The sequence below is a fragment of the Streptococcus vestibularis genome, from assembly GCF_900636445.1.
In the GTDB taxonomy this organism is placed as follows: Bacteria; Bacillota; Bacilli; order Lactobacillales; family Streptococcaceae; genus Streptococcus; species Streptococcus vestibularis.
Genome location: NZ_LR134275.1, coordinates 1,308,140 through 1,321,283, shown reverse-complemented (window position 1 = coordinate 1,321,283; position 13,144 = coordinate 1,308,140). Strand labels below are relative to the sequence as shown.

General features: G+C 41.8%; 12 protein-coding genes and 2 pseudogenes. 13 read left to right on the top strand and 1 reads right to left on the bottom strand.

What is annotated here, in order from left to right; all coding sequences use genetic code 11:
* The first annotated feature begins 118 nt into the window (after positions 1–118).
* The 9 genes and pseudogenes from pdxS to EL076_RS06645 all read left to right on the top strand — a co-directional run bounded on the left by pdxS (position 119) and on the right by EL076_RS06645 (position 8,421).
* Positions 119–991, top strand: a complete 873-nt coding sequence (pdxS, locus tag EL076_RS06685) for a pyridoxal 5'-phosphate synthase lyase subunit PdxS (RefSeq protein WP_048788383.1) — start codon at positions 119–121, stop codon at positions 989–991.
* Entirely contained in the window at positions 992–1,585 is a 594-nt protein-coding gene (gene pdxT, locus EL076_RS06680) for a pyridoxal 5'-phosphate synthase glutaminase subunit PdxT (RefSeq protein ID WP_126429771.1), read from the top strand.
* A gap of 360 nt (positions 1,586–1,945) precedes the next feature.
* Positions 1,946–2,200: pseudogene (locus tag EL076_RS06675) on the top strand (TrkA family potassium uptake protein); the annotation flags it as partial.
* Positions 2,201–2,354: 154 nt separating this feature from the next.
* Positions 2,355–4,439 (top strand): SSURE domain-containing protein, encoded by a 2,085-nt coding sequence (locus EL076_RS06670; RefSeq protein WP_126429769.1) that lies wholly within the window; start codon positions 2,355–2,357, stop codon positions 4,437–4,439.
* Between the two features lie 80 nt (positions 4,440–4,519).
* Positions 4,520–5,218 (top strand): response regulator transcription factor, encoded by a 699-nt coding sequence (locus tag EL076_RS06665; RefSeq protein ID WP_048788425.1) that lies wholly within the window; start codon positions 4,520–4,522, stop codon positions 5,216–5,218.
* On the top strand, positions 5,215–6,249 hold the full coding sequence (locus tag EL076_RS06660) for a sensor histidine kinase (protein WP_126429767.1): 1,035 nt from the start codon (positions 5,215–5,217) through the stop codon (positions 6,247–6,249). The genes EL076_RS06665 and EL076_RS06660 overlap by 4 nt, the downstream gene beginning before the upstream one ends.
* A gap of 188 nt (positions 6,250–6,437) precedes the next feature.
* Positions 6,438–7,032, top strand: a pseudogene (gene rpsD / locus EL076_RS06655) (30S ribosomal protein S4).
* A 266-nt stretch (positions 7,033–7,298) separates the two neighbouring features.
* The gene (tnpA, locus tag EL076_RS06650) at positions 7,299–7,772 is read left to right on the top strand and encodes an IS200/IS605 family transposase (RefSeq protein WP_126429765.1); all 474 of its coding nucleotides are present in this window, start codon (positions 7,299–7,301) and stop codon (positions 7,770–7,772) included.
* A 322-nt stretch (positions 7,773–8,094) separates the two neighbouring features.
* Positions 8,095–8,421 (top strand): bacteriocin immunity protein, encoded by a 327-nt coding sequence (locus EL076_RS06645; protein WP_048788031.1) that lies wholly within the window; start codon positions 8,095–8,097, stop codon positions 8,419–8,421.
* 149 nt (positions 8,422–8,570) lie between these two features.
* Here EL076_RS06645 and EL076_RS06640 read toward each other — a convergent pair whose 3' ends face one another.
* Positions 8,571–9,830 (bottom strand): threonine/serine exporter family protein, encoded by a 1,260-nt coding sequence (locus tag EL076_RS06640; RefSeq protein WP_126429763.1) that lies wholly within the window; start codon positions 9,828–9,830, stop codon positions 8,571–8,573.
* A 325-nt stretch (positions 9,831–10,155) separates the two neighbouring features.
* Here EL076_RS06640 and dhaK point away from each other — a divergent pair, with 325 nt between their 5' ends.
* Genes dhaK through EL076_RS06620 form a run of 4 tightly spaced genes read left to right on the top strand, consistent with a single transcriptional unit; the run spans position 10,156 to position 13,126 of the window.
* A complete protein-coding gene (dhaK, locus tag EL076_RS06635; protein ID WP_003096700.1) occupies positions 10,156–11,145 on the top strand; it encodes a dihydroxyacetone kinase subunit DhaK in 990 nt (329 codons plus the stop codon).
* Positions 11,146–11,175: 30 nt separating this feature from the next.
* Positions 11,176–11,751, top strand: a complete 576-nt coding sequence (gene dhaL, locus EL076_RS06630; protein ID WP_126429761.1) for a dihydroxyacetone kinase subunit DhaL — start codon at positions 11,176–11,178, stop codon at positions 11,749–11,751.
* A 3-nt stretch (positions 11,752–11,754) separates the two neighbouring features.
* Entirely contained in the window at positions 11,755–12,129 is a 375-nt protein-coding gene (gene dhaM, locus EL076_RS06625) for a dihydroxyacetone kinase phosphoryl donor subunit DhaM (RefSeq protein WP_126429759.1), read from the top strand.
* Between the two features lie 13 nt (positions 12,130–12,142).
* Entirely contained in the window at positions 12,143–13,126 is a 984-nt protein-coding gene (locus tag EL076_RS06620; protein WP_126429757.1) for a Gfo/Idh/MocA family protein, read from the top strand.
* Positions 13,127–13,144 lie beyond the last annotated feature (18 nt).

Here is a 13,144-nt window from a genome sequence, read left to right as displayed (position 1 = left end):
CTGCTCATTCTGACAATAGAGATCCAAATTGTCCCCATACAGTTTATAAAAGTGCCACTTTTCTTCAAAAGTTATCCTGTGTAAAATAAGGGTCATAAAAATATATGAGGTGATTGCTATGACAAATCGTTACGACTTAAATAAAAATTTGGCACAAATGCTTAAAGGGGGCGTCATCATGGACGTTCAAAACCCTGAGCAGGCACGTATTGCAGAAGCAGCTGGAGCAGCTGCAGTTATGGCTTTGGAACGTATTCCAGCTGATATTCGTGCTGTGGGTGGTGTATCACGCATGAGTGATCCTAAGATGATCAAGGAAATTCAGGCCGCTGTCAGTATTCCAGTGATGGCCAAGGTGCGTATCGGTCATTTTGTGGAAGCACAGATTTTGCAGGCTATTGAGATTGATTATATCGATGAGAGTGAGGTATTGACGCCTGCTGATGACCTTATTCATGTGGATAAAACCAAGTTTGATGTGCCTTTCGTTTGTGGGGCCAAGGATCTCGGTGAAGCCCTTCGTCGTATTTCTGAAGGGGCATCAATGATTCGTACCAAAGGTGAGCCTGGGACTGGTGATATTGTCCAAGCTGTTCACCACTTGCGACTTATGAACCAAGAGATTCGCCGTATTCAAAATCTCAGAGAAGACGAGCTTTACATTACTGCCAAGGACTTACAGGTACCAATTGACTTGGTCCGTTATGTCCATGAACATGGCAAATTGCCAGTTGTCAATTTTGCGGCTGGTGGTGTAGCGACGCCTGCCGATGCTGCGCTTATGATGCAGTTGGGTGCTGAAGGTGTCTTTGTTGGTTCAGGGATTTTCAAGTCAGGAGATCCCAAAAAACGTGCGGAAGCCATTGTCAAAGCAGTAACTAACTTTGATCGTCCGGATATTTTGGCGCAAGTGTCAGAAGATTTGGGTGAAGCCATGGTTGGTATCAATAAGGATGAAATAGAAATCTTGATGGCAGAGCGAGGAAAATAGATGACAAAAATCGGAATATTGGCATTACAAGGTGCTTTTGCGGAACATGAGCAGGTCTTGAAAGCACTTGATGTTGAAACAGTTCAAATCAGAAATCAACAGGATTGGGAAACTCATGCTGATTTAGACGGGCTCATTCTACCGGGAGGCGAGTCGACAGTCATGGGGAAACTTTTGCATGATTTAGATTTGTTTGAGCCAATTAAGATGAAAATTAATGCAGGACTACCTGTATTTGGAACTTGTGCGGGTCTGATTTTGTTAGCCAAAACCATAGTGGGAGACCAAACAAAACATTTAGCAAGCATGGACATCAATGTAGCCAGAAATGCCTATGGTCGTCAGCTGGGCAGTTTTGTCACAAATGCTGACTTTAAGGGAATTGGTGAGATTCCCATGGTCTTTATTCGTGGACCAATCATTGAAACCATTGGCCCAGAAGTTGAGATTTTAGCTCAAGTCAATGGGGCAATCGTGGCAGCCAAGGAAAAACATATGCTTGTCACCTCTTTTCATCCAGAATTAACAGGTGATACAAGGGTCCATACCTATTTTCTAGAGATGATTAGTCAGTCAAAAAAAGAAAAGCTTTGATTCAAATTTCATAATTTTTGTTCACACAAAAAATCCAGGACCTAATACCTGGATTTAGGAGATTATGAAAAAGAAAAGTTTTAGGATGGTTATAGTATATAAAGCAAAGCCTAAAGTTTTCTTAAAATAGAGGAGAAATTATAAAAAATAGGTAAAAAGGAAGTTGGTGGTTGGTCGACTTCCTTTTATTTTTTCCAAATCCTTATAAATTTGTTGCTCTTATAATTAAAAAAAGCACTCTATTCGTGTTATCGGTACGGCCAACAGCAACCGAGCGGATTCTATAATCTTGGAAAATGGTAAGGCGTGTTACATCACACTAGCGGGCGAAATAGGGCGTAGCATCTTTGGCTATAATACAGCGTGGATGTCTTTCAGCTGGACAAGAATGTTTCGATTGTCGAGATGAGAATTCCCCAATCTTGGGCGGGGAAAAGCCTTAGTCAGCTAGATTTACGTGGGCGATACAACCTCAATGTACTTGGATTTCGTGACTATGAAAATGCTCCTCTAGATGTTCAATTCGGTCCTGATGACTTTTTACGGTCAAGCACCTATATCATGGCGGTGATTAATAACCAACATTTGGATACTCTAACAGAGCTGAGTGAGTAGAAGAGAAAGGACTACTCTTTTTTCAATAACTATGGAGTCAATATAAGTATTTTATAAGAGGGATTTAAGAAAAATTTCAACTTTTTATTAATCCTTTTTAAATTTAGGAGATTATACTAGAGTCATAAAAAAAGAAAGCTCTAAGGAGAATCCTATGAAATTCAATCAAAATCAGAGATATACTCGTTGGTCTATTCGCCGTCTAAGTGTCGGTGTCGCTTCAGTTGTTGTAGCCAGTGGCTTTTTTGTCCTAGTCGGTCAACCAAGTTCTGCACATGCTGACGTCGTCAATCCAACCCCTGCTCAAGTCGTGCCAGACGCTGCTTCCGAGAGTGCAAAGAGCGACTTACCAGTAGAGGTTCTCAAAGAAGCAGTCGATGTAGCTCTTCCTTCAGGACAGTCTGTTCCAACACCTAAAACAAGTTTGGATGCTACAGACTCTTCAGAAAAATCGGATACCGATGCTAAAGATCAAGTAGTAGAACCAAAAGAAGAAGTGCAAGCACAACCTGACTCTAAGAAACAAACAGAAGATGCAGTTAAACCTGTGGAAAGTCCTGCGTCTACAGTTTCTGGGCAAGACCGTGAAGTCAGTGAAGCGCAACCAGCAACAACTCCAGCTGAAGTGCAAAAGGGTGTGGCTGACAATACTAAAGACACAGTAGATGTCCCAGCTACTTACTTGGACAAAGCCAACTTCCCAGGCCCGTTTCCAGCCGGTGTCAACCAAGTTATTCCTTATGAATTCTTCGCTGGTGATGGTATGTTGACTCGCCTTATCTTGAAGGCCTCAGACAAGGCTCCATGGTCCGACAATGGCTCAGCTAAAAACCTCGCCCTTCCACCAGTAGAGAAATTGGGCAAAGGCCTCTACTTCTATGAAGTAGATTTGGCTGGCACTCAAGGTAAGTCTGATAAAGAGCTACTTGACCTCTTAAAACAAAATGGTACACAAAGCTATAAAGCCACCATCAAAGTTTACGGTGCCAAAGACGGCAAGGCCGATTTGACTAACCTAGTAGCGACAAAAGATTTGGATGTCAACTTGAATGGTTTGACTACCCCAGCTGAAGTGCAAAAAGGTGTAGCCGACAACACCAAAGATACAGTAGATGTTCCAGCTACTTACTTGGATAAAGCGAATTTCCCAGGTCCATTCACAGCCGGTGTCAACCAAGTTATTCCTTATGAATTCTTCGCTGGTGATGGTATGTTGACTCGCCTTATCTTGAAGGCCTCAGACAATGCTCCATGGTCAGACAACGGTTCAGCTAAAAATCCTGCCCTTCCACCAGTAGAGAAATTAGGCAAAGGTCTTTACTTCTATGAAGTAGATTTGGCTGGCACTCAAGGAAAATCTGATAAAGATTTGTTAGACTTGTTGAAACAAAATGGCTCTCAAAGCTATAAAGCTACCATCAAAGTTTACGGTGCTAAAGATGGCAAGGCTGATTTGACAAATCTTGTAGCGACTAAGGATTTGACTGTTAATTTGAATGCTTCAACCACACCAAATCAGGTTGAAGAGTCTGTTGTTAACAATATTAAAGACATGATTGATGTTCCAGCTAGCTACCTTAAAAAAGCAAATGTTCCTGGACCTTTCTTGGCCGGTGTCAACCAAGTTATTCCATATGAAGCTTTTGGTGGAGATGGTATGTTGACTCGTCTCTTGTTAAAAGCCTCAGACAAAGCCCCATGGTCTGACAATGGAACAGCGAATAACCCAGCGCTATTGCCACTTGAAGGCTTGGCTAAAGGCCAATATTTCTACGAAGTAGATTTGAATGGCAACACGACAGGCAAAGAAGGACAAGCCCTTCTAGACCAACTTCGTGCCAATGGCACTCACACTTACCAAGCTACTGTCAAAGTGTATGGTTCTAAAGATGGCAAACCTGACTTGAGCAATCTAGTTGCTACTCGTCAAGTAACGATTCGACTTCATGGATCAGAAATGATGTCCAGAACTCCTCAAGGAGATCAGATATCTATGTCTTCTTCTACGTCAGATTCAATGAACAAAATGAAAGATATGACGAAAGAAGCCCATATTTCAGAGATGAGAACGGCTGATTCCACAGATAATTCCATGGCTAAGACTAGGAAAAATGATGGGCAACCTATGCTACCAAATACTGGGGAAGCTCAAACGGCTACAGCTGGCCTTGGTATCTTTGGTATAGCCTTGGCAGGCCTTGTTGGACTTTTAGGTTTGACAACCAAACGAGAAGATTAAGATTCAAATCATTTAAATATTAGAAGAAATAGTGTTATACTAAGGCAAGTATAACACTGTTTTTATCAGAGGAGCGTCAGATGAAAAAGACAATTTTGCTGGTTGATGATGAGATAGATATTCTAGATATTCAAAACCGCTATCTTTTACAGGCAGGATACGATGTTTTAGTCGCCCATGATGGCAAGGAGGGATTAGAACTTTTCAGAAAAAAATCTATTGACCTCATCATCACAGATATCATGATGCCCAATATGGACGGTTATGATTTTATCAGTGAGGTTCAATATATTGCTCCTGATCAACCCTTTCTCTTTACAACTGCTAAGACAAGCGAGCAGGATAAGATTTATGGATTAAGTATGGGGGCAGATGATTTCATAGCCAAACCGTTTAGTCCACGCGAATTGGTTTTAAGAGTGAATAATATCTTACGTCGCCTTAGCCGTGGAGGTGAGACAGAGCGGATCGAGCTTGGTGACTTAGTGATCAACCATGTGACTCATGAGGTTCGCATAGGGGACCAACCTTTGGAATTGACAGTAAAATCCTTTGAACTTCTATGGGTATTAGCCAGCAATCCTGAGAGAGTCTTTTCAAAGACGGAACTTTATGAGAAGGTATGGCAAGAGGACTATGTGGATGATACCAATACACTCAATGTTCATATCCATGCTTTGAGGCAAGAGTTGACCAAGTATACAAATTCAAATGCTCCTGCTATCAAAACTGTCTGGGGTTTGGGCTATAAGATGGAAAAACCAAGAGGTAGAAAATGAAATTAAAAAACTATATTTTAGTGGGGTATCTAGTGTCGACTCTACTAACGATTTTGGTTGTTTTCTGGGCAGTCCAACGAATGTTGATCGAGAAAAGTGAAGTGTACTTTCTAGTTGGAATGACCTTGATTGCTAGTTTCATTGGCGCTGCAGTGAGCATCTTTCTTTTGTCGCCTGTTTTTTCTTCTCTGAAACATTTGAAAAAACAAGCTCAGGATATAGCCAGCAAGGATTTCAGCACAGAAATTGAAACCAAAGGCCCATTAGAGTTTCAAGAGCTGGGCCAGGCTTTTAATGACATGTCCCACAATTTGCAAGCCATCTTTCAATCACTTGATGAGAGCGAGCAAGAAAAGAGAATGATGATTGCGCAGCTCTCTCACGATATTAAAACTCCCATTACCTCCATTCAGGTTACTGTAGAGGGAATTCTAGATGGGGTGATTAAGGAAGAGGAGAGGCTCCACTACTTAGCCACGATTGGTCGGCAAACTGAGCGTCTAAACAAGCTAGTAGAGGAATTGGATGTTTTGACTCTTAACACACAACCTCAAGATACTGCTGATGAAGAAGTCGAAGAGGTATTTTTAGATCAGCTGTTGATTGAGTCAATGAGTGAATTTCAACTCCAGATTGAACAAGAGGAGCGAGATGTTTACATTCAAGTGTCACCTGAGTCAGCGAAAGTCAAGAGCCATTATGACAAACTTTCTCGCATTTTAGTCAATTTGTTAAACAATGCCTTTAAATATTCAGAACCAGGAACCAGAATCGAGGTTCTTGCCCAATTAACAGAACAAGAGCTGACAATCAGTGTGAAAGACGAGGGTCAGGGGATTCATCCTGAGGATTTGGAAAAGATCTTTAAACGACTTTATCGTGTAGAAACTTCGCGCAATATGAAGACAGGTGGTCATGGCTTAGGACTTGCGATTGCACGAGAACTAGCCCATCAGCTTGGCGGCGACATCTCAGCAGAAAGTCAGTATGGCTTAGGTAGCAAGTTTACATTCTCTCTCAAATTGAAATAAAGCCGTACCTTCCCCTTTGCAAATTGATCATTTTATGGTAAAACAGTAGCGGTAAAGCGTGAAGCTAGTCAACAGGTGTCTTATAACAAGTAACCTTGGCTGTTTAGGCGAAGGGCATCTGCACGAATCAGGGCTCTCTAAGTGACTATTTCCACCGAAATATTATTTATATCAGGAGGGACATACATATGTCACGTTATACAGGACCATCTTGGAAACAAGCTCGTCGCCTTGGCCTTTCACTTACAGGTAAAGAATTGGCACGTCGTAACTACATACCAGGACAACACGGTCCAAACAACCGTTCAAAACTTTCAGAGTACGGTTTGCAATTGGCTGAAAAACAAAAACTTCGTTTCACTTACGGTGTGGGTGAAAAACAATTCCGTAACTTGTTCCTACAAGCTACAAAAATCAAAGGCGGCATCCTAGGTTTCAACTTCATGCTTCTTTTGGAACGTCGTTTGGACAACGTTGTTTACCGTCTCGGCCTTGCAACTACTCGTCGTCAAGCACGTCAATTCGTAAACCACGGTCCACATCCTTGTTGACGGAAAACGCGTTGATATCCCATCATACTGCGTAACTCCAGGTCAAGTGATCTCAGTTCGTGAGAAATCATTGAAAGTTCTAGCTATCCTTGAAACAGTAGAAGCTACTCTTGGATGTCCAGCATTCGTATCATTCAACGATAAAAAATTGGAAGGTTCATTGATTCGCTTGCCAGAACGCGACGAGATCAACGAAGCACTTGTCGTTGAATTCTACAACAAAATTCTTTAAGATAAGAATTTATATTGTAAGAAGCCTATAAGAGTGGGCTTTTTGCTTTATCTTAAAACGTTAATTTCTGGGTTTGCTTAGATATTTGCTAGATTGATTTCATAGCCGTTTCAAAGAATGAGACGGCTTTTTTTGTTTTACGAAAACCACTAGCTGTGCTAGTGGTTCCGAAAAGCTTTTAGCGATGTATCAAAAAAGTCCCCCTAAAGTGTTATATTAGATAAGGTTTCCCGACCACTAACTAATATACAAAAGGAGGGCCCCTGATGAGACAGGATAATAATAGTTTAGCACATACTACATGGAATTGTAAGTATCATATTGTATTCGCCCCAAAATATAGACGTCAGATAATCTATGGGAAATACAAAGCAAGTATTGGTCAAATCTTACGGTTATTATGTGAAAGAAAAGACGTTGAAATTCATGAAGCAGCAGCTTGCTCAGATCATATTCACATGTTAGTGAGTATACCATCGAAGCTAAGTATTTCCTCATTTATGGGATATTTAAAAGGTAAAAGTGCATTAATAATGTTTGATAAACACGCCAATTTAAAATATAAATATGGGAATCGCAAATTTTGGTGTCGAGGCTTTTATGTTGATACGGTTGGGCAAAATCAGAAGCGAATTGAAGAATATATTCGTAATCCATTACAAGAGGACATGATAGCAGATCAGTTCAGTATTTTCGAGGAATGTGATTCGTTTACAGGTGATAAGAATAAAAGAAAGTAGTCTTAAAGAGACCCGCTAGACGGGTCAGCTAGAAAAGGTGGTGCTGAAGGGAAACCATTCGGTAGGCCTTTAGGCCTCGGCCAGTAGCAGAGGCTTTCAGCCGCAGAGCAAGCCACCCGTTCTCACGGGTGGGGGGTGACTGTGCTTCTATTTAGATTTTTTTCGGCATAGTATTGACAGTAGTCTATGATAAGCGTAGAATCTTTTTCAAATAAAGAATATAGGTGTGCTTACCAAGATAGCATTTCTTTCCGAATTTGATGATAGTATAAATCAAATGTTTACCTTGAGAAAAGCAGGACCTATTTAGGGAGTGTTCCAGATGACAAAAAGCAATAACATGCAAATTACGGATATCTTAAACAATATCTATAATCTTATTTTAAATCCAGAAACAACTGAAAATGAGAGAAAGTTACTCGTAATGTTTAAAAATGAAATTGAAGTTGGAAAGAAGGATAGTAGTGAACTTCTTGCAGAGTTACGCAGAGCTATTCAAGTTCTAGCAGTCGAGAATCTTTCTAAAGGAATTTCATTAAGTTATGGAGTGAGTGAGTTGAGTAAGACTCTCGCAGAATTCCAAGAGGAATCAGAACGCAACATTAATCTAGCAAGAGGATTGTCATCAATCGCCATGTTTTTTAGATGATTTATCTGTTTGTGATGATTAATAATTAAAATGACAAAAAAGATCAACTGAATTGAACCGACTAAGTTGTATTCTGTTTTTTGCTATTGATTACTTAATTGAGGTATCAAAAAATCCACTGGTATACAAAACCAATGGATTTCAACAATTTATTTTTTCTTCCTTAGTACAAAATAATGGCTAGGGATTTGTTGTGTCAAACTGACTGCGATGGCGATGGTAAATGAGGCTAGGAAGCAAGCTCGTAGGAAGTTGAGGCCTAGGTCTGCATTTCCAATCAATAGGAAGTAGATGGCACGGTAGAAGCTCATTCCTGGAATGAGTGGGAACATGCTTGAGGCTAGGAAGACGGTAGCTGGACATCTACGGTAGTGGGCCAAGAAACGTGAGGTGAAAGTGACCAGTAAGGCAGGGAAGAGGATGGCTAAGACTTCGTGATGGGTATTATTCCAAATCAAGAGGTAGAGGAGCCATGAGCCAGCACCTAGTGTTCCAAGGTCTAGGAAGTATTTCTTAGGTACTCGGTATAGCACGGAGAAGGCTGCTGTTCCTAGTCCTGCCATGACAGTCTGAATCAAGACCTCTTGCCATGAGGTGGACGGTGTTGAGAACATGCCTGATAATTGTTCCGCAAAGGGGAGAAGTGAAATCATGGCAAGAACACCGACAGAGATAGACAGACAAGTGGAGACCCCTGACAGCATCAGGGCCAGACCACTATAATAGTTATTTTGAGTGAATTCACGGATAGCATTAACAAAGTAGGCTCCAGGAATCAAAATCATCAGGGCTCCTAGGATGATAACGCTACGATGTTGCCCGATACCCAGATAATAGAGAATATTAGCTGATAGAGCGGCAATGGCACTAGAGAGAATAATCTGCAAGAAACTAGTATGAATAAAACGGGAAAAAAGCTGCATACCAATCCCCACAAAAAGTCCCGATATAGCCGCAGCAGTACCATCAATCAAGCCACTTCCAAGAGCTAGCGAGAAGCTCCCAGCACCAATGACACAGGCTATAATATCCTCTAAAGGACGATAGAAAGTCTTCTGCTCAATGGTTTTCAGCTTTTGGAAAATGCTAGAAACGGGCTGATTTGGCTGTTCTGCCAGTTCACGAGACAGGCGGTTAACCTCCTCTAGTTTTCCTAGATGAATAGAAGGGACTGAGGTAGCTAGAACACGAGACTCCTTAAGACCTGAGCGGTTGAGTCCGGAAATCATAACTCCTCGATTGACCACGTAAGTGGAGAAGTCTCTGATGCCAAGAGACTTGGCCATATGACCCATGGTGTCTTCGATACGGTAAATCTCGGCACCGCTCTCCATAAGAACTCGCCCTGCCTGAAGGATGGCATCCATTTCGTTTTGCGTCTCTGTTTCATTTGGAAAATCGATAGTCATGTAACCGCTCCTTATCGCTTTAGTAGCCATTTCATTATAAGCTTTGAGAACCCGTTTTTCAATGACTTTAGTGACTAAAATGAGTCTTTTTATGAGATTTTTCTTCTACTTAATAATATATTTTAGGAAAATGACGGTCTTCCTTTTTAACTTGCCACGGCTGGAGGCAAGTGCTACAATTGAATTATAAATTGTATGCGTTTACACGTTGTTGCTTTTCCTCTTCTAAAATGATTGAAAAACTGTATTTATAAGGGAAAATTGATTTGAGATGGAAGTACATTGAAGTGCAAATAGTTGATACCTTTGAAAAGGAGGCAATCCCATGAAAAAAATTATCAATAAACCTGAAAATATTGTTACTGAGATGTTAGATGGCTTGGCTTATGTTCACAATGATCTGGTTCATAGAGTTGAAGGTTTTGATATCATTGCAAGAAATGAGCAGGTTGCTGGTCAGGTAGGTCTTATTTCTGGTGGTGGAAGTGGTCATGAGCCAGCTCATGCTGGTTTTGTAGGTGATGGTATGCTTTCGGCAGCCATCGCAGGTGCAGTATTCACGTCACCAACGCCTGATCAAATTTTGGAAGCAATCAAGGAAGCGGACCAGGGAGCCGGTGTCTTCATGGTTGTTAAAAATTACTCTGGCGACATCATGAATTTTGAGATGGCTCAAGAATTGGCTGAGATGGAAGGTATCGAGGTTGCTAGTGTTGTTGTGGACGACGATATTGCTGTGGAAAATAGCCTCTATACACAAGGTCGTCGCGGGGTTGCTGGTACTATTTTTGTTCACAAAATCCTAGGTCATGCGGCTCGTGAAGGTAAGTCTCTGGCTGAAATCAAAGATTTGGCTGACAAGATTGTTCCTAATATTCACACCATTGGTTTGGCCCTTAGCGGGGCGACGGTTCCTGAGGTTGGTAAGCCTGGTTTTGTTCTAGCTGAGGATGAAATTGAATATGGTATTGGTATTCATGGTGAGCCAGGCTATCGTAAGGAGTCTATGCAGCCATCTCGCCAGTTAGCAGAAGAATTAACTGGTAAGCTTCTTGAATCCTTTGATGCTAAGTCTGGTGATCGCTATGCTCTTCTCATCAATGGTATGGGGGCAACGCCACTCATGGAGCAATATGTCTTTGCCAATGATGTTGCAAGTCTTCTTAGAGACGCGGGTCTAGAAGTGATCTATAGAAAACTAGGAAACTACATGACTTCTATTGATATGGCAGGTTTGTCATTGACGCTCATGAAGATTGAAGATGATGCTTGGCTTGAGGCTCTAGAAAGTCCTGTTAAGACTATCGCATGGTAAGAATGACAAAAACTAGAAATCGGGTATATTATGGATAAAATAGTTGCAGTAAAATGGATGCAAGTCTTTAATCAAAAAGTTGAATCAGAAAAAGATCACTTATCTGAGTTAGATGGTCCTATCGGAGATGGTGATCACGGGGCTAACTTGGCGCGTGGTATGGCAGCAGCCGTTGAAGCTATTAACACATCAGACCCTCAAAGTACGGCAGATGTTCTAAAGACGGTATCAATGGCTCTGATAAGCAAGGTTGGTGGGGCTTCTGGTCCGCTCTATGGCTCTGCCTTTATGGGCATGATGAAGGCTGAACAAGCTGGTCAGGATTTGGCAGGTGTGCTTGAGGCAGGTCTCGAGATGATTAAAAAACGTGGCCATGCAGAAGTCGGTGAAAAGACCATGGTGGATGTTTGGCATCCAGTTGTTGAAGCTGTCAAACAAGGCCAACTCACCATTGATGTCATTGATCAAGCTGTTCTTTCAACCAAGGAAGTTGCGGCTACAAAGGGGCGTGCCTCTTATGTCGGTGAGCGTTCAATTGGTCACATTGACCCAGGTTCCTATTCGTCTGGCCTACTCTTCAAGGCCTTGCTAGAAGCGGAGGGCTAGGATATGCCAGAACTTGGAATTGTGATTGTATCCCACTCCGCTGATATTGCTAAAGGTTTGGTGAGTCTGATTCGCGAAGTTGCACCAGATATTCCTTTAACGGCTACAGGTGGTCTTGAAGATGGTGGACTGGGATCTAGTTTTGACCATGTTCAAGTAGCAGTAGATAGTCAGCCTGCTAAACGTCTCTTGGCCTTTTACGATTTAGGCAGTGCACGCATGAATTTGGAGATGGTTGAGGAATTTTCAGAAAAGGATATTCTCATTCAACATGTCCCCCTTATAGAGGGAGCCTACACGGCTTCAGCCCTTCTTCAAGCAGGAGCGAGTGAGGTTGAAATCTTATCTCAGGTAAATGAATTAACCATTCAAAAATAAAGAAAGTTACACTATGGAAAATCAAATTAAGTATAGGTGGGCCAGTCTTGGGACTGGTGTTATCGCAAATGAGTTGGCACAGGCTTTAGAGGCCCTAGGTGGTAAACTCTATTCCGTTGCAAATCGTACCTATGACAAGGGAGTGGCCTTTGCTGAGAAATATGGAATCGAAAAGGTTTATGAAGAGATTGATCAAGTCTTTGAAGACCCTGAAGTGGATATTATCTACATTTCAACGCCGCACAATATGCATATCAATTTTCTTCGCAAGGCACTCGCAGCGGGCAAACATGTCCTCTGTGAAAAATCTATCACCTTAAACAGTGAAGAATTGGCAGAAGCTATCCAACTCGCCGAAGAAAACCATGTCAAACTGGCAGAAGCCATGACCATTTTCCATATGCCTATCTATCGAAGACTCTCTGAAATCGTGGAAAGTGGTAAGCTAGGGCCTCTCAAGGTTATCCAGATGAACTTTGGTTCCTATAAAGAATATGACATGACCAACCGCTTTTTTAATCGTAACTTGGCTGGTGGAGCTTTGCTTGATATCGGTGTCTATGCTCTTTCCTTTGTACGTTGGTTTATGACGTCACAACCGACAGAAATGGTTTCACAGGTTAAATTAGCTCCGACTGGTGTTGATGAGCAAGCGGGTATTCTCCTTACCAATGCAGAAGGAGAAATGGCGACGGTGACCCTAAGTCTCCATGCCAAACAACCTAAACGTGGCACCATTGCTTATGATAAGGGTTATATCGAAATTTACGAGTATCCACGTGGGCAAAAGGCAGTCATCACCTATACGGAAGATGGCTCACAAGAAGTCATCGAGGTAGGAGAAACTGCCAAAGCCCTCCAGTATGAGGTCCTAGACATGGAGGCAGCCGTCTCAGGTCAAGAAAATCATCTTTATCTCAACTATAGCCAAGATGTTATGGAGCTCATGACGCGACTCCGCAAAGATTGGGGCTTGGTCTACCTAGAAGAAGAATAGTAGCTTACCGACTCACTC

What these genes read in the sequence shown, in the direction of transcription:
- pdxS (WP_048788383.1), top strand. Translation starts at nt 119, where the DNA reads ATGACAAATCGTTACGACTTAAATAAAAATTTGGCACAAATGCTTAAA.
- pdxT (WP_126429771.1), top strand. Translation starts at nt 992, where the DNA reads ATGACAAAAATCGGAATATTGGCATTACAAGGTGCTTTTGCGGAACAT.
- EL076_RS06670 (WP_126429769.1), top strand. Translation starts at nt 2,355, where the DNA reads ATGAAATTCAATCAAAATCAGAGATATACTCGTTGGTCTATTCGCCGT.
- EL076_RS06665 (WP_048788425.1), top strand. Translation starts at nt 4,520, where the DNA reads ATGAAAAAGACAATTTTGCTGGTTGATGATGAGATAGATATTCTAGAT.
- EL076_RS06660 (WP_126429767.1), top strand. Translation starts at nt 5,215, where the DNA reads ATGAAATTAAAAAACTATATTTTAGTGGGGTATCTAGTGTCGACTCTA.
- tnpA (WP_126429765.1), top strand. Translation starts at nt 7,299, where the DNA reads ATGAGACAGGATAATAATAGTTTAGCACATACTACATGGAATTGTAAG.
- EL076_RS06645 (WP_048788031.1), top strand. Translation starts at nt 8,095, where the DNA reads ATGACAAAAAGCAATAACATGCAAATTACGGATATCTTAAACAATATC.
- EL076_RS06640 (WP_126429763.1), bottom strand. Translation starts at nt 9,830, where the DNA reads ATGACTATCGATTTTCCAAATGAAACAGAGACGCAAAACGAAATGGAT.
- dhaK (WP_003096700.1), top strand. Translation starts at nt 10,156, where the DNA reads ATGAAAAAAATTATCAATAAACCTGAAAATATTGTTACTGAGATGTTA.
- dhaL (WP_126429761.1), top strand. Translation starts at nt 11,176, where the DNA reads ATGGATAAAATAGTTGCAGTAAAATGGATGCAAGTCTTTAATCAAAAA.
- dhaM (WP_126429759.1), top strand. Translation starts at nt 11,755, where the DNA reads ATGCCAGAACTTGGAATTGTGATTGTATCCCACTCCGCTGATATTGCT.
- EL076_RS06620 (WP_126429757.1), top strand. Translation starts at nt 12,143, where the DNA reads ATGGAAAATCAAATTAAGTATAGGTGGGCCAGTCTTGGGACTGGTGTT.